This is a genomic window from Pseudofrankia asymbiotica (assembly GCF_001983105.1).
GTDB classification, from domain to species: Bacteria; Actinomycetota; Actinomycetes; order Frankiales; family Frankiaceae; genus Pseudofrankia; species Pseudofrankia asymbiotica.
In genome coordinates this window covers 1-18416 of the sequence record NZ_MOMC01000028.1, presented here as the reverse complement: position 1 = coordinate 18416, position 18416 = coordinate 1, and the positions used below count along the sequence as shown (strand labels likewise).

Here is an 18416-nt window from a genome sequence, read left to right as displayed (position 1 = left end):
ACAGGAGACTCCGATGCCAGCGCTGGCTCCGGTTCCCGACACCTCGGCCGGGTGCTGAGATGGCGACCCCCACGGTGGGCCAGCAGGCCCCCGACTTCACCCTTTCCGGCCTGGTCGTCCACGAGGGCGAGACCATCCGTTCCGATTACACCCTTTCCGTCGCCAAGGGCACCCCGATCGTGCTCGCGTTCTACCCCGGCGACGAGACGCCGGTCTGCACGAAGCAGCTGTGCTCGTATGCGGACAGCATGGAGGTGTTCTCGGGCGTCGGCGCCCAGGTCTGGGGCATCAGCCCGCAGGACCTCGACAGCCACGAGCGGTTCGCCAGGAATCGCGCCCTGTCCTTCCCGCTGCTGGCCGACCCGGACCGTGCCGTGATCCGCCAGTACGGGATCGCGATGCCCGGTCTTGGGCTGCGCCGTTCGGTGTTCCTCGTGGACGCTGACGGCGTGCTGCGCTGGAAGAACGTCGGACTGATCGGCGTCACCTATGCCACCGCCGCCGAGATCGGCAAGGAGCTCGCCCGGCTGGGGTGACCGACGGCCGGCCGTCGTCCCGGCCGCGAGGCTCCGCCGTCGTCTCCGCGCGCCCCGGCGGAGCTTCCATCCCCTGCCCCGCTGAGCCCCGGCCAGCGAGGCCGCCGAGAACCGTTTCGGCCTGGCGCGGTCGACGTGCCGGGTTCGGGCCAACTGTCGTAAAGTCACCGGCGAGGCCGCCGGTCTTCGGTATTCGGAACTCGACAGTGAGGTGGGGGCAGCCTTGTTCACCGCCCGACGGGATCCGGACGCGTCCGCGAAGGATGCGGCCACGGCTGCCCCGAGCACCGTCCTCCAGATCGGGGATGTGGCCCGGCAGGTAGGTCTGTCTCTGCGCACGGTCCGCTTCTACGAGGAGGCCGGGCTGCTGACCCCGGTCGGACGGACTCAGGGTGGCTTCCGTCTCTACGACGAGGACGCCCTGGACCGGCTGCTTCTGATCAAGCGGATGAAGCCCCTCGGCTTCACGCTGGAGGAGATGCGCTCCCTGCTCGCGGTGCGTGACGAGCTTCGCMTGCCGGACCTGACCGCGGACCGTCAGCATGAGCTGCGGGAGCGGCTGAGGACTTGGGCGACGCTCGCGGAGGAGAAGCTCGCCGACCTGCGGGCACGGGCCGGGATCGCGGCGGACTTCGTCGCGGGCCTGCACGACGACGCGTCCCGCCTGCCCGACAACCCGGACGACCTCACGGACATCGTCCCCCACTCCGGTGCCACCGACACCGCCCCCATCGCCGGTGAGAGCGCCGCGACCTGCGACGATGGTGACAGTGACGGCATGGTGCGCGCCGCCACCACTCACCACCCAGACGGCCCCAAGCACGACGCGCCTTCGACCGAGACGAGCCCCGACCGGACCTGACCGTTCGCGCCGCCGGCGCCGCCACGAGCGGTCACCAGCCGACGCGTAACGGACGCCGGGTGCGCCCACGCCCGGCCAGCGGCACCCGCCGAGCCCACCCGTCCCGCCTCCAGCATCGATAAGGGTTCAGTTGTCCAGCACGCATAGCATCCCGTCCGCCGCCAGCGCCGGACCCGAGGTCTACCCGATCGGCGACGTAGCGGACAAGGTCACCCTGTCGTTGCGCACGACGCGCTTCTACGCCGAGGCCGGCCTGCTCGCCGCCGTCGCCGAGGACGGAGCCGGGGCGCCGCTGTACGACGAGGACGCCGTCGACCGTCTCCTCCTGGTCAAGAAGATGAAGCCGCTCGGCTTCGCCCTCGACGAGATGCGCGCTCTCATCGCCCTGCGCGACGAGGCGACGAGCGCCGGCACTCCTCCCGAGCGGCGCGAGGAGCTCCTCGACCGGCTGCACACCTGGGTCGCCCTCGGCGAGGAGAAGCTGCGTTCCCTCGAGGAGCAGGTCCGCATCGCCGAGTCGTTCCTGCATGGCCTGCACGACGACGCTCACCGGGCCCGCCGCGCGGCCGGCGACTAGTCCTCGCGGCTTTCCACCTCCGCCGCCGCCTGGCCGTGCGCCGGCCGGCTCCCAGCGAAGTCGGACGACGAGGTTGGGGCGATGATGGTCCGCATGCCGACTTTTATTCAGAAGCCGACCATCGTCGAAGCGGCGGGCACCCTACCGAAGATCATCCGCGAGTACGTGGGCAAGGTGAACACCGGCTCGTCCGGCGTGAGCATCGCGCACATGACCAGCCCCTCCGGCTGGGAGGAGCCTGGCCAGCGGCCCGAGTTCGACGAGTACACGCTGGTGCTGCGCGGCGCACTCACCGTTGAGCACTCGGACGGGGTGATCGAGGTCGGTGCCGGCGAGGCCGTCCACACGGCGGCCGGCGAGTGGGTGCGGTACAGCACTCGCGGCGCGGACGGGGCCGACTACATCTCGGTCTGCCTGCCCGCCTTCGCTCCGGACACCGTCCACCGCGACGCCTGAACTCCATCCGCCACCGGAGCACCGGATCGGACGCGGACTTCCACGTCGGGGTCGCGGCGGGACCGGCGCCGACTACGATCAGGGGAAACCGTCGCGGCGCCTTCCCGGCTGGCTGGCTGGCTCTGGAAGGCGAACGCGACGAGGCTGGTGGCGGCGGGAGGCGACGGATGACGACATCGAGTGAGTCACCGCCGCTGTTGCGCCGGCTGGTCGGGGACGCCCTACGCGACTACCGGATGAGCCAGGGCCGGACGCTGCGTGATGTGGCGGCCGCGGCGCGGGTTTCCGTCCCCTACCTGTCCGAGGTGGAGCGTGGCCGCAAGGAGGCGTCGTCCGAGGTGCTCGCCGCGGTATGCCGCGGGCTGGGCATCCGCCTGAGCGACCTGCTCGAGCAGGTACGCCGCGAGCTGGTGGAGCGGGAGCCCCGCCAGCAGCCTTCCCGGGCACCGGTTCGGCCGGTCGCCGGCTCGGCGCCCACCCGCCCGGTGGCGGGCGCGAAGGCGCCGGTCGCCAGGCCGGCCGCGGCGGCACGGCCGCTGTCTCCCGCGGCCCCGGTTCGGATCGTGCGCGCCGCCGAGCAGGCCGTCCCGACTCCGCCCATCCAGCCGGGCCCGACCTGCCACGTCGGCGCCGCGCACACGCCACCCGCTCGGCCACTGCGCGCGCTTCGGGGCCGGGGGCGACACGGGCGACCGGGCGGCTTCGGTCCGCGCCAGGCTCTGGCACCGATCGTCCCCACGGCCCCGGGCCGGACTCCCGCTCTGGCGGCCCGGTCCGGGTGCGCGGCGGGCCGGCGCGTCTCGGGGCACCCTCGCGCGGCCGGGCACGCCCCTCGCCGTGTCGGCGGCCTGGCGGTCTGGGCGACAGTCACGCTCTGAGCGGCCCGCGGCCGCTGCCCGACTCGCGGCAGCTGACCCGGCCACGGCCGCCGTCGGGCTTGAGTGGCCGCTGTTGGGCCAGTGCGGTGGACTACCAGCGCGGCGGGCTAGACGGCGCTGTCCCCGTTTACCGTTACCGTTACCGCCCGCGGGCCCGGCCCGGTCGTGTGGCGCCGCGGCCAGCCCTGGCTACGACGGTGTCCCCGCATCCGCCCGCCTCCGGACGATCGCGGGAATGACGGCCCAGAGCAGGACAAGAACCAGCAAGGTCAGCGCACCGGCGACGATCCCCCCGGTGGTGCCGACGACGACGTCGAAGATGAGGGTGACGACGCCGGCGACGGCGAGCGCGAGCAGCCCGAGCCCCGCCTGCGCCAGCGCGTTCGCCGCCTGGATGAGCAGTTCCTTCTGGTGACGGCGGAACACCGCCCGATGCAGGCTGACCGRCATCAGCAGAAGGCCCGTCGCCGCGACCGCGAGCAGCACGACGACCAGGTAGAGCACCCGCTGGTTCGAGGTGAGGTCCGAGAACTTCTCCTGGAACGGGAGCGCCAACAGAAAGGCTGTAAGCAGTTGCACGCCCGTCTGCGCGACGCGGAGCTCCTGTAGCAGCTCGGTCCAGTTCCGGTCACGCCGGTGGTCCAGCGTCTCCCCGGAGTGGCCGGCGGCACTGTCGACGCTCATGCCGTCCCATCCTGCCCGCCCCAGGCAGAGGCGTCATCATCTGCGCAATCGCCAGACCGGGCCGCCCCGGACCACCATGGCATGCGATCCACGTCCCACGACGTGAGATTCTCCGCGCCGAACCGCCCCATCCGCCCGGCTTGCGAGCATGGGGACGTGACGCACACACCGGACGGCGAGGGCACGAGCTCGCCGCCACACAGCGGCAGGCACCATCCGAAGGTCTTCAACGAGCGAATGCTGCTCGCGCAGCGCCGGACCGGTCAGGAGCGGTTCGCCGACGCCGTCACCGGCTTCGCCGGCTCGATGTCGTTCGTCTACCTGCACCTCGTCTGGTTCACCGGCTGGATCCTGCTCAACCAGGGCGCCTTTGGCGACAGGATAATCTTCGACCCGTTTCCCTACGGCCTGTTGACGATGGTCGTCAGTCTGGAGGCGATCTTCCTGTCTACGTTCGTGATGATCAGCCAGAACCGGGACACCCGCCGCCAGAACGTGCGCGCGGACCTGGACTACGCGACCACCGTCCGGTCCGAGGTCTGGTCGTCGCACATCGGCCGGCAACTGGGCATCGACCCGGCCGCGGTCGAGGTCCGCGTCCAGGAGATCCTCCGCCAGACCGGCACGCCCGCGCCCTGAGGCCGGCCGACTGACCGCCCGCCGCACTGACAGCCCGCCGCACTGACCACCGGCCGCACTGACCACCGGCCGCACTGACACCCGCCGCGCTGACCGCCGACTGCTGACCGCTGACCGGCCTCAGGCCGCGGGCGGCTCGTCGGAGTCGACGGCCAGCGCGGCCAGTACGGCGTCGGTGACCTCGCGGCGCCGGGCCTCGCCGACGACCTCGGCGCCGTCAGGCTCCTGGATGTAGAAGGCGTCCACGACGTCGAGACCGATGGTCGCGACGATCGCCGTCCGCACGTCGACGCCGACCTCGGCGAGCGCACCCACGATCCGGAACAGCACCCCGGCCCGGTCGGGGGCGCGCACCTCCAGCACCGTCCTCGACCCGGAGTCGTCGAACGTCGCCCGCGGCGCGCCAGGGGTGCGCCACGGACGGCGGGTCGCGTAGGCCTCCTCCCGGGCGGCGAGCTGGCCGCCGACGTCGAGCCGGCCCTCCAGCCCGCGGCGCAGGTCGGCGAGCAGCCGGCTCGCGTCGGGCTCACGACCGTGCCGCCCGGCGACGGCGGCCTGCAGCAGCGCCCGTCCGTTCGCGCCACGGGCCGAGGCGCGCCGGACGTCGAGGCGGTTGAGCGCGAGCACCCCGGTCGTGACGGCGAGCAGGCCCACGTGGTCCGGCGCGAGCACGACGATCTCGTACATGCCCTCGTCGGGCAGCCCGTTGACCTGGACGAGGTGCTCGTCGGGCAGCTCGAGCAGGGCGCGCTGGCGGTCGGTCAGCTCGCCGGGGTACGGCACCGGGCCACCGCCGAGGACGGCCAGCGCGCGGGTGACCAGGTCGTTGATGAGGCGGGCCTTCCAGGCGCTCCACGCCGTCGCGCCGGTCGCCTGGGAGTCGGCCTGGGTCAGCTTGTGCAGCAGGGTGAGCACCTGCGCGCTGCCGGCCGCCGCCGCGACCGCCTCGATCGTGGCCGGGTCGTCGATGTCGCGGTGGGTCGCGGCGTCCGGCAGCAGCAGGTGGTGGCGGACCATCGCGATCAGCACGTCCACGTCGGCCGGCGGCAGGCCGAGGCGGGGCCCCAGCTTCTCGACGATGACGATGCCGGCGTCGGTGTGGTCGCCGGGATAGCCCTTGCCGATGTCGTGCAGCAGCGCGCCCAGCAGCAGCAGGTCGGGGCGGTCGACGTCGCGGGTGTGGTCGGCCGCCCGCGCCGCCGCCTCCAGCAGGTGCCGGTCGACGGTGTAACGGTGGTACGGGTTGCGCTGGGGCCGGCTGCGCACCGCGGCCCACTCCGGCAGGATCCGGGTGAGCAGGCCGACCTGGTCGAGCGACTCCAGCACCGGCACGGCGTTGTCGCCGGCGGCGAGCAGCGCGACGAAGGCGTCCCTGGCCGCGTCCGGCCACGGGTCCGGCATCGGCGGCGTCTCGCGGGCGAACCGGTCGACCGCGAACCGGCCGAGCGGGATGCCGGCGCGGGCGGCGGCCGCCGCGGCCCGCAGCACCAGCGTCGGGTCGGTGGCGGGATCCGCGTCCCTGGCGAGCAGGACCTCGCCGTCCTGCTCGACGACCCCGGCGGCGAGCGGGCGGCGTATCGGCCGGCGCGAGCGCCAGCGCGACTGGGAGCGCAGCGCCGCGGACACCCGGTGCCACGTGGTGTCCCACGTCCACGAGATCGTCCGGCCGGCGTCGGCGATGGCGTGCGCGAGGGCGAACGAGTCCGGTTCACCGAGCGCGCCTGGCCTGCCCAGTTCGGCCGGCTCGCCGGGCTGGGCGGGTTCGCCGGGCTGGGCGGGTTCGCGATCGTCGGTCTCGGTCTCGGCCGGCCTGGCCCGGTAGCCGAGCGCCGCGGCGACCGAGGTGCCGTCCTGGAGCAGCAGCCGGTCCTGGTCACGGCCGGCGGCGAGCCGGCGGACCTCGCCGCGGACGTCGAGCAGCATTCGCTGGGCGGCGAGCACCCGCTCGCCAGGAGCCTCGGCGACCCAGGCGGCGGCGAGCGCGCGCAACGCCTGCGCGTCGCGCAGCCCGCCGCGGGACTCCTTGAGGTCGGGCTCCAGCAGGAACGCGACCTCACCACACCGGCGGGCGCGTTCGGCGTGCAGCTCGGCGAGCTCGGGCAGCCTGCGGCTGGCCTTGGCGCGCCAGCGGGCCCGCACAGTCTCGGTGAGCCTGGCCGCGAGCGCCTCGTCACCGGCGATCAGGCGGGCGTCGAGCAGGCCGAGGGCCGCCTTCATGTCACCATCGGCGACCGATACGGCCTGCTCGACCGTGCGGACGCTGTGGTCGAGGCCGACACCCGCGTCCCAGATCGGGTACCAGATCCCGTCGGCGACCTCGGCGACGGGACGCGCGCCGCGCCGGCCGTCGTGCAGCAGCACGAGGTCGAGGTCGGTACCGAAGGCCGGCTCGCCGCGGCCGTAGCCACCCACGGCGAGCAGGGCGGCGCCGGGGCCCGGATCGCCGAACAGGGCCCGCAGCGCGGCGTCGGCACGCTCGGTGAGCGCCGCCCGCAGCGGAGCCCCGATCAGATCTGGGAACGCGTCGTCCCGCCCGCGCAGCGCCGCGAGCCCGGCCGCCACGTCCACCCCGTGCTCCACCGCGCGCCCACCTCCAGATCCGTCATACAAGTCAGATCCTTACGCGACGGACACCTGTGCCGCCTGTCAACAAGGACGGCGGTAGGCGCCGGCGCAGCGCGACGAGCGGACAAGGCGGGGGTAGGCCAGTCCTGGCCTACCCCCGCCCATCACGGTCGGTCGCGCTACCGAAGCAGAGAAGGAGCGATCAGAACTTCTCGCGGGGTCGGACCCGGAGGCTCCGGCGCTCCTCGGTGCTACAGGGCGTCGGAGCCGCGCTCACCGGTCCGTACACGGATGACCGTTTCGACCGGGACCACCCAGACCTTGCCGTCACCGATCTTGCCGGTCTGCGCCGCGGTGGTGATCGCGGTAACGAGACCATCGACGGCCTCGTCATCGGCAACAACCTCGATCTTGATCTTCGGAACGAAGTCGACCTTGTACTCGGCGCCTCGGTAGACCTCCGTGTGCCCCTTCTGCCGACCGTAGCCCTGAACCTCGGAGATAGTCAGTCCGTGCACACCCAGGGCCTCCAGCGCCGCCTTGACGTCGTCGACCTTGAACGGCTTGATCACCGCGGTGACAAGCTTGGTCATTACTTTTCCTCCTCTTTTTGACAGACCTGTGCCCCCTCGCTCAGGTCTGCGTCCTCTCGGGTATCTTGACCGATTTGACGGCGGCGACGCTACCGTCATCGCCGGACAAAGTCAGCCAGTTCGCTTCTTCTTTTCGCCACGRCCGGCCGGCCCTGATCGGCTCCCCATCCCCGCCGTTTCGCGAGAGCCGAGAGATTGGCTTGAAGCGCGCGGCTGGTGAACGTTCCKGCAGCCGGGTCCGAAGAGCGGCGACCGCCAGGCCAGCATGCCTGACATGATTCTTACGACGCTCCCCCGGGCCGGTCACCGCCTTCCGGATCGCCAGCGCGAGAACCAGTGTGACGGCGGCTGAGTAACCAACCGTGGACACGACCGCGAGCACCTGTCTGCCGAGCAGCCCCCATGACCCCCCGTAGACGAGGCCTTCGTTGATCGAGCCGCCTGTGTCCGCCGTCGCGAAGAAGCCGACGAGCAGGGTGCCGAGCACACCGCCGACGAGGTGGACGGCGCCGACGTCGAACGCGTCGTCGATCCCGGCCCTGCCCGTGAGAGCCGTGGTGAAAGCGCAGGCGACCCCGGCGAGCGCCCCGATCGCCAACGCGCCCATCGGCGCCACGAAACCGCTCGCGGGGGTGATGGCGACCAGCCCGGCGATGGCGCCGGATGCCGCGCCGACCGGGGTCGTCCGGCCGTCACGCGACCACTCGACGATCAGCCAGCAGACCATCCCGGCGGCGGCGGCGAGCTGCGTGTTCAGGAACGCCCAGCCGGCGAGCTCGCCCGAGCCGAGCGCCGAGCCCGCCGTGACCCCGAACCAGCCGACCCAGACGATGCCCGCGCCGACCAGCGCCAGCGGCACGTTGTGCGGCAGCCCTCTGAACATGCCTGGCGAACGCCTGGAGACGCCGCCCGGTCGCGCCGCGGCGCCGCTGCCCGGCGCCAGGGCCGCGCCGCGCGCGGGGCGCCCCGCGCCCCGCCACACACCCCGCGGGCCAGGACGGGGGCCGAGCACGGCCGCGAGCACGACGCCAGCGGCGCCGGCGCTCGCGTGGATCGTGGTACCGCCGGCGAAGTCCAGCGCGCCGAGCCGGAACAGCCAGCCGTGCGGGCTCCAGACCCAGTGCGCGACCGGCGCGTAGACCAATGCCAGCCACAGCGCGACGAGAAGGGCGAGCGCGCCGAGCCGAAGCCGCCCAGCCGTCGCCCCGGTGACCAGCGCGGCGGCGAGGAGCGCCAGCATCAGCTGGAAGGTGAGGACGATCACCGTCGGGGTGCCACCGCCCTCGGCGGTGTAGGGCGCTGTCACCGGATCGCCGAGGTGGCGCAGCGCGAAGGCGCCGAGACCGCCCCACGCCCCGTTGCCGCCGGGCCCGAACGCGATCGTGTAGCCGACCAGCACCCACAGCAGCGTGCCGGCCCCGACGCAGACCAGGTTCTGCGTCAGGACGCCCAGGACGTGCCCGGTACGGGCCAGGCCGCCGTGGAAAAGAGCCAGACCCAGTACCGCGAACATCGCGAGCGCACAGCTCACCAGCAACCAGGCGCCGTTCGCGGACAGATGGGCGTCAACGATCGCTCCGTGCAACCGCGGATCAACGATGTGCGCGTTCATGTGCCTCCCCCGATCACGCGCCAGCTCCGGGCAGCATGCCCGGGAGTGTGTGCATCCTCCTCACTGGGTGCTCAAAGGGCACGTGGCCCCGTACCGGGGCGCGTCGGACGATCGACGCGAACCGACGGGACCGCGACCGGGCCGATACAGCAAGGTGGGGGTGCGCCGGCTGGTACCGACGCACCCCCACCTTCTGTGCTGTATGCCTACCGGGCGGCGACGAGACGAGCTCGTCCGCCTCCGTCAGACTCGCGGCGCTGGCCCGTCAGTTCAGGCCTGCGCCTCTTCGGGCACCTTGACCGGGGAGACGGCCGACGAGAGGGAACCCCCGCCGCCGACCGAGCTGAACCGGTACGCGGTCTCGCCGTGCTGCGCCTCGTCGAGGCCGATCTCCTCGTGCTCATCGCTGAGGCGACCGTTCAGGACGTACTTGACGAACAGGGCGAGGATCGCGGTACCAACGGCCGAGTAGCCGACAGTGGCACCGACGGTCATCGCCTGGTAGCCGAGAACGCTCCACGGACCGCCGTAGAAGAGGCCGTCCTTGCCAGCCGCGTTCACGTCGACCGTGCCGAAGAAGCCGATCAGCAGGGCGCCGAGAACACCGCCGACCAGGTGGACGGCACCGACATCGAGCGCGTCGTCGATCCCGACCTTGCCCTTGATGGCCGTGGCCAGGGCGCAGACRGCACCGGCGATCGCGCCGATCGCGATGGAGCCCATCGGCGAGACGAAACCACAGGCCGGGGTGATGGCGACCAGACCGGCGACCGCACCGGAGGCAGCACCCAGGGTGGTCGGCTTGCCGTCACGCAGCCACTCGACCGCGACCCACGCGAGCGAGGCGACACCGGTGGCGATCTGGGTGTTCAGGAACGCCCACGCGGCCAGCGAGCCGGAGCCCAGGGCCGAACCGGCGTTGAACCCGAACCAGCCGAACCACAGGATGCTCGCGCCGAGGACGACGTACGGCACGTTGTGCGGACGGAAGTCCCCACCCGGCCAGCCCTTGCGACGGCCGAGCACGAGTGCCAGGACGACACCCGCGGCACCGGCGTTCGCGTGGACGACCGTGYCGCCGGCGAAGTCGAGCGCGCCCTTCTGGAACAGCCAGCCGTTCACGTTCCAGACCCAGTACGCGATCGGCGAGTAGATCAGGATCGACCACAGGGCGATGAAGACGACGAACGCGCCGAACTTGATGCGGTCCGCRCTCGCACCGGTGATCAGCGCCGGCGTGATGATGGCGAACATCATCTGGAAGGCGATGAAGACGACGGTGTGAACGCCGCCGCCCTCGGGGTTGTACACGGCCGTGACGTGGTCGCCGATGTTCTGCAGCGCGGCGAAGTCGAAGCCTCCGAAGAAGCCGTTCGTCGCCGGCCCGAAGGCGATGCTGTAGCCGACCAGCGTCCAGAGCAGGGTCACGATTCCGATGCAGAAGAAGTTCTGCATCAGCATGCCCAGGACGTGCTTGGTGCGGACCATGCCACCGTAGAAGAAGGCGAGACCCGGCGTCATGAAGAGCACCAGCGCCGCGCTGGTGAGCAACCACGCGTCGTTGGCGGACAGCCCCGCGTTGGTGACAGCGTCCGTTAGTTCCTKTTGGGACATATCTCTCCCGTCGTTCTTCCCCCCGCGCGAGCGGYCGCGCGGACTGCGTCCACCGGTTCGCTGCCCGCGGCACTCGTCCCGGATCCTCCGGAGTCGAAGGTTCTTCAGGGCGTGTTCCGGACCAGTGACCGCCCTGTTTCTTGTGTGTGAATTCGCCAAATTGGGCGCGTCGTGGTCGACTCGGGTGTGCCGGCTGTAGATCCTTCGGAACCCTACGTGTCACCCGGCGCGGATGCGTGACTGTCCAACTTCAGACAGTTAGCGTGACGCGCCGTGCGCACCACGCCATCGGAGGGCTCCCATAGGGGCAGTGGTCCGTCTCAAAGCTCACTGAGGACAAGGAGTTGGCTCGAACGGGCCGTGTCGCGGCCCGTACGGCCCTCGCGGCACGGCCGGCCGGCCGGCGTCCGGGTGTCGGTGGGTTTCCTGATCTCCGGATGGCTGTTCCTCGCCCCCGGCATGGCCCCCGCGTGGGCGAGCCCTGTCACTCCGTCGGCCGACGGAAGCACCTCGGCGGGAGGCGACGATGGCTCATCCGACACGATCGACGGGATCATGGCCCAGATCGCGGCGGCCCGCGGCCAGCTCGCGGATCTCGACGCCAAGCTGTCGGAGGCGACCGAGGCGTTCGACGCGGGTCGGATCCGGCTCGGTCAGGCGAGAGCCGCGGTCGACGACGCCGAGGGGCGCGTCGACCGGGCCGACGCCGCGGTCCAGGACGCCGTCCAGGAAAGGCGCGGGCTCGCGGCATCCGCGTACCGCGCCGGCGGGCTGGACACGCTGTCGGCGATCCTCACCGGCGATCCGGGCGGCGCACTGGACCGGGCCGGCGCGCTGAACGCGCTGTCGCGCAGGGCCGGACTCGCCGAGACCCGGGAACGGCTGGCCCGCGTCGACCTGACCGAGGCACGCGCCACCGCCCGCACGACGATGGCGGACGCGCAGAGCGCCCTCGACGCCGTCACCGATCAGAAAAAGATCATCGAGACGTCGGCTGGCTCGCAGCGCACCCTGCTCGACGGCCTGATCGTCAAGCAGGCCGACCTGGAACGGCAGGCCAGAGCGCGGGAGGCCGCGGCGCGGCAGGCGCGGCAGCAGGCCGCGGCCGCCGAGGCCGCGCGGGTCGCCCAGGCCGCCGCCGCCGAGCAGACGAGGCTGCGCCAGCAGTCCAGCCTGGTCCAGCAGGCGACCGACACCTTCGCCGCGACCCCGGTCACGCCGGCCGCCCCGGTCACGCCCGCCAGCCCCGCCCCGCCCGTACCGGCGGCAGCGGCTGGCGCGCCTCCGCCGCCGCCACCGCCCGCGGTAGCCGGGAGCGGCGGCGCGGCGACCGCCGTCGCCGAGGCGTACCGGCAGATCGGCAAGCCATACGTGTGGGGGGCGGAGGGGCCGAACGAGTTCGACTGCTCGGGCCTGACGCAGTGGGTGTGGGCGAAGGCCGGCGTCCATCTTCCGCACTACACCGGTGACCAGTGGAACGCCGGCCGGCACGTGTCCCGTGACCAGCTCATCCCTGGCGACCTGGTGTTCTTCAACGGATCTCTGGATCACGTCGGCATCTACATCGGCAACGACCAGATGATCCACGCTCCACACACCGGCGCCGTCGTCCGCGTGGAGAGCGTGTGGTGGTCCAGCTTCCAGGGGGCCGTCCGCCCATTCGGCTGAGYCCACCCACCCGGTCCAGCGCTGGCCGCGCCGGCGCCGGCCGGGACCCGCGGAACCAGGCTCMGGGAGTCATCCAGATTCGGGTGGACGCCGGAACCCTGGACGCGCTACCCGAACTGCTCGGCCATGTCGATGAGTTCCTTGCAGCGCGGGCAGACCGGGAATCGCTGAGGATCCCGGACGGGTTCGAACTTGTACCCACACAGGGCGGTCACCCGGCCGCCTTCGATGGACGCACGGACGATCTCCTCGCGGCGGGCGAAGTGGGCGTGGTCGTCACCCTCGCCGGTGCGCGTATCGGACGTCTCTGGCCGGATCTGCGTCGTGCTCACCCGTCGAGTGTAGGTCGCGGCGGCCCGCCTGCCACCCCTGGGCCGCCGCGCGGCCGGAACGCGGGGCAGAATTCGCGCGCGAGGACGCGCGGACACGAGGACACGGGACGCGAGGACCAGTCGGCACCACCGACGCGGCCCACTCGACTCTTGCCTCAGCGGAAGGCGGCGTACTCTTAGGAGTGGACGAAGGAGACCGGTGACTGCACTGATCGACAGTACCGAGATGTACCTCCGTACCCTGTACGAGCTACGGGAAGAGGGCATCCCGCCGCTACGGGCACGCTTGGTAGAGCGGCTGCACGTCAGCGCCCCCRCCGCGAGCGAGTCCACGGCTCGGCTGGCACACGAGGGACTGGTGTCCCTCGCTGAGGACCGGACGGTCCAGTTCACCGAGAAGGGGCTCCTCCGGGCCACCGCGGTGATGCGCAAGCACCGGCTCGCCGAGCTGCTGCTCACGAAGATCATCGGCCTCGACTGGGCGCTGGTCCACAACGAGGCCTGCCGCTGGGAGCACGTGATCTCCGACGAGGTCGAAGCCCGGCTCACGGTGATCCTCGGCGATCCCAAGCGATGCCCGTTCGGGAACGAGATCCCACCCCCCATCGACCAGCTCATGGGCGGCAACGGCTCCCCGACCAGCCTCCTCGCCAGCGCGGACCTCGCCGGCGGCAAGAGCAGGCCGGTCACGGTGGGCTGGATCTCCGAGCGGCTACAGGCTCATGAGGGCACGATGCGACGACTGCAGGAGAACGGGATCATCCCCGGCGCCCCGATCGTCGTCGAGTCCCACGGCGACCTCGTCAGCATCCGCCAGGAGACCGACAGGCCCTCCGAGATCGACCGCCGCACCGCCTCCCTGGTCTACGTCGACCCCTGACCGCGCCCGGCCCGTGGCGCGAGACCCCACGGCCCCCGGTCTCGCGCTCCGAGCCCACGTAGAACGACCATGCCCCCGATCCGCCACCCGGGCGGCGTATCCTTGCCTGGTCACCGTGAACCCAAGATCGCCCCACCCGGGACGATCTCCGTGGCCGCGGAGACCGCCAGGCCCTCGTAGCTCAGTGGATAGAGCGACCGCCTCCTAAGCGGTAGGCCGCAGGTCCGATTCCTGCCGGGGGCACTCGCAAAAGCCCAGGTCGYAAGCACGACTCAGCGAGCACTCAAGGGTCGATTTAGGCCTGACCGCCGGTTACCCAGACACGTGGCCGTCCGGAGATGGCACCAGTATGATCTCCTGCCAGCTCCAGGTGCAGGTCGACGGCGGGCAGCGAGCCGGCGGCAACAAGATCATGTCGACAGTCAAGGAAATGTAACTCTAAATGTAACCCTCGCAGTTACATTTGGGGTTACATTTAGGCGTGCCTCAAGACGTGGACAAGATGATCAGGCGGCTGCGCGCGGCCGGCGGCGACAGTACCGAGGTCGAGGTCAAGTCCGCYGCAGGCGGTCTGCCTAGCTCGTTGACCTCGACGCTCAGCGCGCTGGCGAACCAGCCAGGCGGCGGGACGATCATTTTGGGCCTCGACGAGAAGACCGGCTTCCGCGCTGTCGGCCTGCATGACGTGCAGACGCTCAAGCAGGGCCTCGCCGCCAAGGCCCGCGCCTTCACCCCGCCGGTCCGTCTCACCATCGACGATGCCGAGGTAGACGGCGCCCCTGTCATCGTGGCGCAGGTCCACGAGTGCGACCGGTCAACCAAGCCGTGTCGCGTCACCGCTACAGGCACCGCATACCTGCGCGCATACGACGGCGACTACGCCCTGTCCGACCTCGAGGAGCAAGGCTTCCTCGCGGGACGCCGCCCACCGCACTTTGATCGATCACCTGTCGACGACGGCACCTTGGACGACCTCGACATCGAACTCGTGGACGCGTTCCTCGCTTCGGTGCGGGATCGCGACCCGTCCGGCCTCGGCCGCTTCCGCGACGACGCCGAACTGCTGCGAAGAGCTGGTGTGACAGTCGGCGCGGGGCAGCCCACCGTCGCCGGACTCCTCGCGCTGGGAGTTCATCCGCAGCAGTGGTTTCCTCGGTACGTCGTCCAAGCCGCCGCGCAGCCACTGCCAACCGACTCGGCCGCGACGAGGGYACGCAACCAGATCACGATCAGCGGGCCGATCCCCCGCATGCTCGACACGGCACTCTCATGGGCTCGCCGCACCTTCGACACCGCCATCGTCGCCGAGATGGACGGATCGGTCCATGACCGTCCGGTCTATCCGCTCGTCGCGTTTCGTGAGCTGGTAGCCAACGCGCTGATTCACCGGGACCTCGATCATTGGTCAGCCGGACTCGCCGTCGAGGTGCGCCTGCTACGAGACCGGCTCGTCGTCGGCAACCCCGGCGGTCTGTACGGCATTACGGTTGACCGTCTCGGCCGCGATGCCGTGACCTCGGCCCGGAACGCCAGGCTCATCTCTATTTGCCAGCACGTCCGAGCCCCAGAAACCGGTGCACGCGTCGTCGAGGCCCTCGCCACTGGCATACCCACCATCAACGAGGCCCTCGCCGAAAATGGACTTCCGCCCGCCCACTACATCGACAGCGGTATTCGCTTCACCGTCGTCCTCCACGCGCACGCGCCTGACGTCGCCAAGGCTTCCGAGGTGCCGACAGCCGCCACGTTGAAGCTGGGACCAACAGAGGGCCGCGTCTACGACTCCCTCGCTACCCGGGCGAAAACCGTCGACGAACTCTCCGACGAGCTAGGACTCTCCGCACCGAACCTCCGCAAAACCCTGCGCCGCCTCCGCGATCGTGGGCTGGTGCTTCAACGGGGCGGCAAGGGCCAGGTGACCGTCTACCAGCGAGCGCCTAAGTGGCCTGCACCACGCGAAGTATCGTCCAGCCAGACAGGGCCATAGCCTGACCGGCTTACTTGCTGGTCTCAGTCTTGGTCTCGTTCAGGACAGTTCAGGCACGGTCGGGACCACGTCGTGGCATCGTCTCGGGTGCATCGCGGACCGCCACGAAGCCCGGCGGACGTGCCACCGTGGCACTCCTAAGCGGTAGGCCGCAGGTCCGATTCCTGCCGGGGGCACAGAAGAATGATCTTCGTGTGGCTATTGTGCTGGTCAAGCATGGTGAGCGATATCGCGGCCAGCTTTGGCCGCTCCGGCCTGCGGCGGACCGCACCCGTGGMCACCGGCAGTTTTGCTGACTACGAGCAGGCGCAGGTTCGTGCCCTACGGGGTAACCGCAGCAAGCACCTCGACGGCCAGCCGAACCTCCGACTTACTTCGGCCGGCGGCTGGGGCATCGGGTGCTGTTGCTCGACTCGTCCCACGAGAGCGCTACTGCACATGATCGTCGAGTCTTGGTGCCCAGCGCCCGCCGACGCCGGATCGCCCGCACGATCACCAGATCGGGCCTCAGCTCAGGGGAACTTTCCCGCAGCCGAGTTGCTTCTCGCCCGCGGGGTCTCGGGGCTCCGGTCAGCATGAACGCCTGAGCGGGTCAGGGCTTGCCGTCAGTGGTCGGCGCCGTGCGGGCGGTAGCCCGCACTCGGGGTGATCAGGCCGGTCTCGTAGGCGAAGGCGACGGTCTGGACGCGGTCGCGCAGGCCCAGCTTCGCCAGGATGCGCCCGACGTGGACCTTGACCGTGGCCTCGGAGACGTGCAGCTCATCGGCGATCTCGCGGTTGGTGCGGGCCTGGGCCACCAGGAGCAGCACGTCGTGCTCGCGGTCGGTGAGGGCGGCGAGCGTGGCGGCCCTGGCGTCGGCCTGTTCGGGGGTCGGCATTAGGGCGTGTATTTGGTTGTGATCATTGGGTGGATTGTGCGAGTTCCTTGATCCAGATCATGGAGGCGCGGAGGTGGAGGCCTGCGAGGTAGCTGCCTGGTGTCTTGTCGTAGCGGGTGGCGATCCCTCGCCAGGCCTTCAGCCTGTCGATCAGCCGTTCGACGGTGTTCCTCTCCTTGTAGAGCTCGGCGTCGTGGCGGACGGGCCGCCCACCGCCGCGTCCCTTCTTCCTGCGGTTCGCGGCCTGGTCGACCTTCTCGGGGATGACCGCGGTGATCCCACGTCCACGCAGGTAGGCACGGTTACCGCGAGACGAGTACGCCTTGTCTCCGGCGACCGCACCGGGCCGGGTCCGAGGCCGACCGGCAGGCCCGGGAACGCGGACCTTCGCCAGCACCGGGATGAACTGCGGGCTGTCCGCGGCCTGACCCGCGCTCAGCACGAACGCCAACGGCCGACACCGCCGGTCGGCGGCGAGATGGACCTTGCTGGTCTGCCCACCCCGCGACCGTCCCAGCAACGCGGCACCCAGCCGGACCCGGCGTCGACGCCGCACCCGTCGTCGACTCTCCCGCCCGGGGTCCTCTATGGCGTCCGGCCCGTTTTGTCCTTCCGTGTCGCCCCCTTTTCCCGAGCCTTCTCCTCCTGGTCGGCCGCGGCCTTCTCCAACGCGGTGATCACGTCCTCGGTCAGATGCATCCCGGCCGCGTCGTGGTGAGYCCGGGCCGTGGTCGAGTCCACGCTGACCAGCGACAGATCCACCACCCCACGCCGCCCCGCCTCGGCGATCATCCCCTCGAGCAGGGCCACGAAGACCCCGGCGTCCCGCCACTGCCGAAACCGGTTGTGCACCGTCGACCAGGCACCGAACTCGCCCGGGATCTCCCGCCACTGGCTACCCGTCCGAAACCGCCACACCACACCCTCGAACTGCGCCCGCAACCGCGCCGGGTACGGGCCGAACTCCCCGATCGGCAGATACGGCTCGATGAACGCCCACTCCTGGTCCGTCAGCTGCACCCGCGTCATACATCACGATCTACCCGACCCTGATCCACCACGAAGACGGATCACGAAGAGAGATCACAACCAGATACGCGCCCTAGCTGGGCGCGCGGGGCCGTGTCGTGATCTTGAGATAGCCCGTCAGCCGCCCAAGGAGGTCGACAGCGCGGTCAGCGCCTGCTTCTCGGTGGCGGGGTCGGGGTTGGATGCCCGCAGTGCGGTCAGGGCGTCGTCGATCCGACCGTCGAGGAACGTCCAGGCGTTACCGTCCAGGGGCTTGAGCTTGGACTCGTCGTCGTCCCAGGTCGTCTCGAGATCCTTGATCCGAGCCGTGGCTCCGCTCTGGTCGCCCGCGTCCACCTTGGTGAGCGTGTCGTCGACGACCGTCTTGAGGCTCGCGACATCGGCCGGTGGGAAGTGGGCGGTTGCCTGAGCAGGCGTGAGCTGGATGTTGTTGGAGGCTGATCCGCCGGACTCCTCCGCGGCGAGCGGAGAGGCGTGCGGGGTCTGCGCGGTGTGGTGGAGCAGGAGCCCGGCGGCGATCGCAGCCGCGGCGTAGAGACCGAGGGCGAGTCGTTCTCGGCCCGGGCCGGCGCCGTGGACGCCGGTCTCCGCGGCCTCGGACGCGGGGATGACGTCCGCCTTCGACC

The 18416-nt window shown here is 70.9% G+C and carries 15 protein-coding genes, 1 tRNA gene and 3 pseudogenes; 10 read left to right on the top strand and 9 right to left on the bottom strand.

Going from position 1 to position 18416, the window contains the following annotated elements; genetic code table 11:
• Positions 1–59: 59 nt before the first annotated feature.
• The 5 genes from BL253_RS15165 to BL253_RS45370 all read left to right on the top strand — a co-directional run bounded on the left by BL253_RS15165 (position 60) and on the right by BL253_RS45370 (position 3309).
• Positions 60–536, top strand: coding sequence for a peroxiredoxin (locus BL253_RS15165; RefSeq protein ID WP_076817448.1), 477 nt, complete (start codon positions 60–62; stop codon positions 534–536).
• Positions 537–759: 223 nt separating this feature from the next.
• Entirely contained in the window at positions 760–1398 is a 639-nt protein-coding gene (locus tag BL253_RS45375) for a MerR family transcriptional regulator (protein WP_081438338.1), read from the top strand.
• Positions 1399–1528: 130 nt separating this feature from the next.
• Positions 1529–1975: a MerR family transcriptional regulator gene (locus tag BL253_RS15155; RefSeq protein WP_076817446.1), complete on the top strand. Its 447-nt coding sequence runs from the start codon at positions 1529–1531 to the stop codon at positions 1973–1975.
• Between the two features lie 93 nt (positions 1976–2068).
• Positions 2069–2431: a cupin domain-containing protein gene (locus BL253_RS15150; protein WP_076817445.1), complete on the top strand. Its 363-nt coding sequence runs from the start codon at positions 2069–2071 to the stop codon at positions 2429–2431.
• A 167-nt stretch (positions 2432–2598) separates the two neighbouring features.
• A complete protein-coding gene (locus BL253_RS45370; protein ID WP_081438337.1) occupies positions 2599–3309 on the top strand; it encodes a helix-turn-helix domain-containing protein in 711 nt (236 codons plus the stop codon).
• A gap of 189 nt (positions 3310–3498) precedes the next feature.
• Here the strand turns inward: BL253_RS45370 and BL253_RS15140 are convergent, their stop codons facing one another.
• Positions 3499–3993 (bottom strand): DUF6328 family protein, encoded by a 495-nt coding sequence (locus BL253_RS15140; RefSeq protein WP_076817443.1) that lies wholly within the window; start codon positions 3991–3993, stop codon positions 3499–3501.
• 156 nt (positions 3994–4149) lie between these two features.
• On the opposite strand from BL253_RS15140, the gene BL253_RS15135 reads away from it, so the two are divergent.
• Positions 4150–4632, top strand: a complete 483-nt coding sequence (locus tag BL253_RS15135) for a DUF1003 domain-containing protein (protein WP_076817441.1) — start codon at positions 4150–4152, stop codon at positions 4630–4632.
• Between the two features lie 120 nt (positions 4633–4752).
• On the opposite strand, the gene BL253_RS15130 is transcribed toward BL253_RS15135, so the two are convergent.
• From BL253_RS15130 to BL253_RS15115, 4 genes are all read right to left on the bottom strand, one after another.
• Complete coding sequence (locus BL253_RS15130; protein WP_198946275.1) at positions 4753–7194, bottom strand: [protein-PII] uridylyltransferase; 2442 nt, start codon at positions 7192–7194, stop codon at positions 4753–4755.
• Positions 7195–7448: 254 nt separating this feature from the next.
• Positions 7449–7790, bottom strand: a complete 342-nt coding sequence (locus BL253_RS15125; protein ID WP_076817437.1) for a P-II family nitrogen regulator — start codon at positions 7788–7790, stop codon at positions 7449–7451.
• A 40-nt stretch (positions 7791–7830) separates the two neighbouring features.
• Positions 7831–9402, bottom strand: a complete 1572-nt coding sequence (locus tag BL253_RS15120) for an ammonium transporter (RefSeq protein ID WP_076817435.1) — start codon at positions 9400–9402, stop codon at positions 7831–7833.
• 270 nt (positions 9403–9672) lie between these two features.
• Positions 9673–11016 carry an ammonium transporter gene (locus BL253_RS15115; protein WP_076817433.1) on the bottom strand — a complete coding sequence of 448 codons (1344 nt, stop codon included), beginning with the start codon at positions 11014–11016 and terminating at the stop codon, positions 9673–9675.
• A 360-nt stretch (positions 11017–11376) separates the two neighbouring features.
• Here BL253_RS15115 and BL253_RS15110 point away from each other — a divergent pair, with 360 nt between their 5' ends.
• Positions 11377–12684 carry a C40 family peptidase gene (locus BL253_RS15110; protein ID WP_241834814.1) on the top strand — a complete coding sequence of 436 codons (1308 nt, stop codon included), beginning with the start codon at positions 11377–11379 and terminating at the stop codon, positions 12682–12684.
• 107 nt (positions 12685–12791) lie between these two features.
• On the opposite strand, the gene BL253_RS15105 is transcribed toward BL253_RS15110, so the two are convergent.
• Positions 12792–13016, bottom strand: a complete 225-nt coding sequence (locus tag BL253_RS15105) for a DUF3039 domain-containing protein (RefSeq protein WP_076817431.1) — start codon at positions 13014–13016, stop codon at positions 12792–12794.
• A gap of 199 nt (positions 13017–13215) precedes the next feature.
• Here BL253_RS15105 and BL253_RS15100 point away from each other — a divergent pair, with 199 nt between their 5' ends.
• The 3 genes from BL253_RS15100 to BL253_RS15090 all read left to right on the top strand — a co-directional run bounded on the left by BL253_RS15100 (position 13216) and on the right by BL253_RS15090 (position 15883).
• On the top strand, positions 13216–13896 hold the full coding sequence (locus tag BL253_RS15100) for a metal-dependent transcriptional regulator (RefSeq protein ID WP_076817429.1): 681 nt from the start codon (positions 13216–13218) through the stop codon (positions 13894–13896).
• Between the two features lie 170 nt (positions 13897–14066).
• Positions 14067–14139 (top strand) — tRNA-Arg (locus BL253_RS15095).
• 259 nt (positions 14140–14398) lie between these two features.
• Positions 14399–15883 (top strand): ATP-binding protein, encoded by a 1485-nt coding sequence (locus BL253_RS15090; protein ID WP_096336009.1) that lies wholly within the window; start codon positions 14399–14401, stop codon positions 15881–15883.
• A gap of 605 nt (positions 15884–16488) precedes the next feature.
• Here the strand turns inward: BL253_RS15090 and BL253_RS15085 are convergent.
• From BL253_RS15085 to BL253_RS15070, 3 pseudogenes are all read right to left on the bottom strand, one after another.
• A pseudogene (locus tag BL253_RS15085) lies at positions 16489–16731 on the bottom strand (response regulator transcription factor); the annotation flags it as partial.
• Between the two features lie 52 nt (positions 16732–16783).
• Positions 16784–17790: pseudogene (locus BL253_RS39340) on the bottom strand (IS5 family transposase).
• Positions 17791–17907: 117 nt separating this feature from the next.
• A pseudogene (locus tag BL253_RS15070) lies at positions 17908–18416 on the bottom strand (hypothetical protein); the annotation flags it as partial.

Excerpts from the sequence above, each read along its gene's own strand:
- BL253_RS45370 (WP_081438337.1), top strand. The coding sequence starts at position 2,599 with ATGACGACATCGAGTGAGTCACCGCCGCTGTTGCGCCGGCTGGTCGGG.
- BL253_RS15165 (WP_076817448.1), top strand. The coding sequence starts at position 60 with ATGGCGACCCCCACGGTGGGCCAGCAGGCCCCCGACTTCACCCTTTCC.
- BL253_RS15125 (WP_076817437.1), bottom strand. The coding sequence starts at position 7,790 with ATGACCAAGCTTGTCACCGCGGTGATCAAGCCGTTCAAGGTCGACGAC.
- BL253_RS15150 (WP_076817445.1), top strand. The coding sequence starts at position 2,069 with ATGCCGACTTTTATTCAGAAGCCGACCATCGTCGAAGCGGCGGGCACC.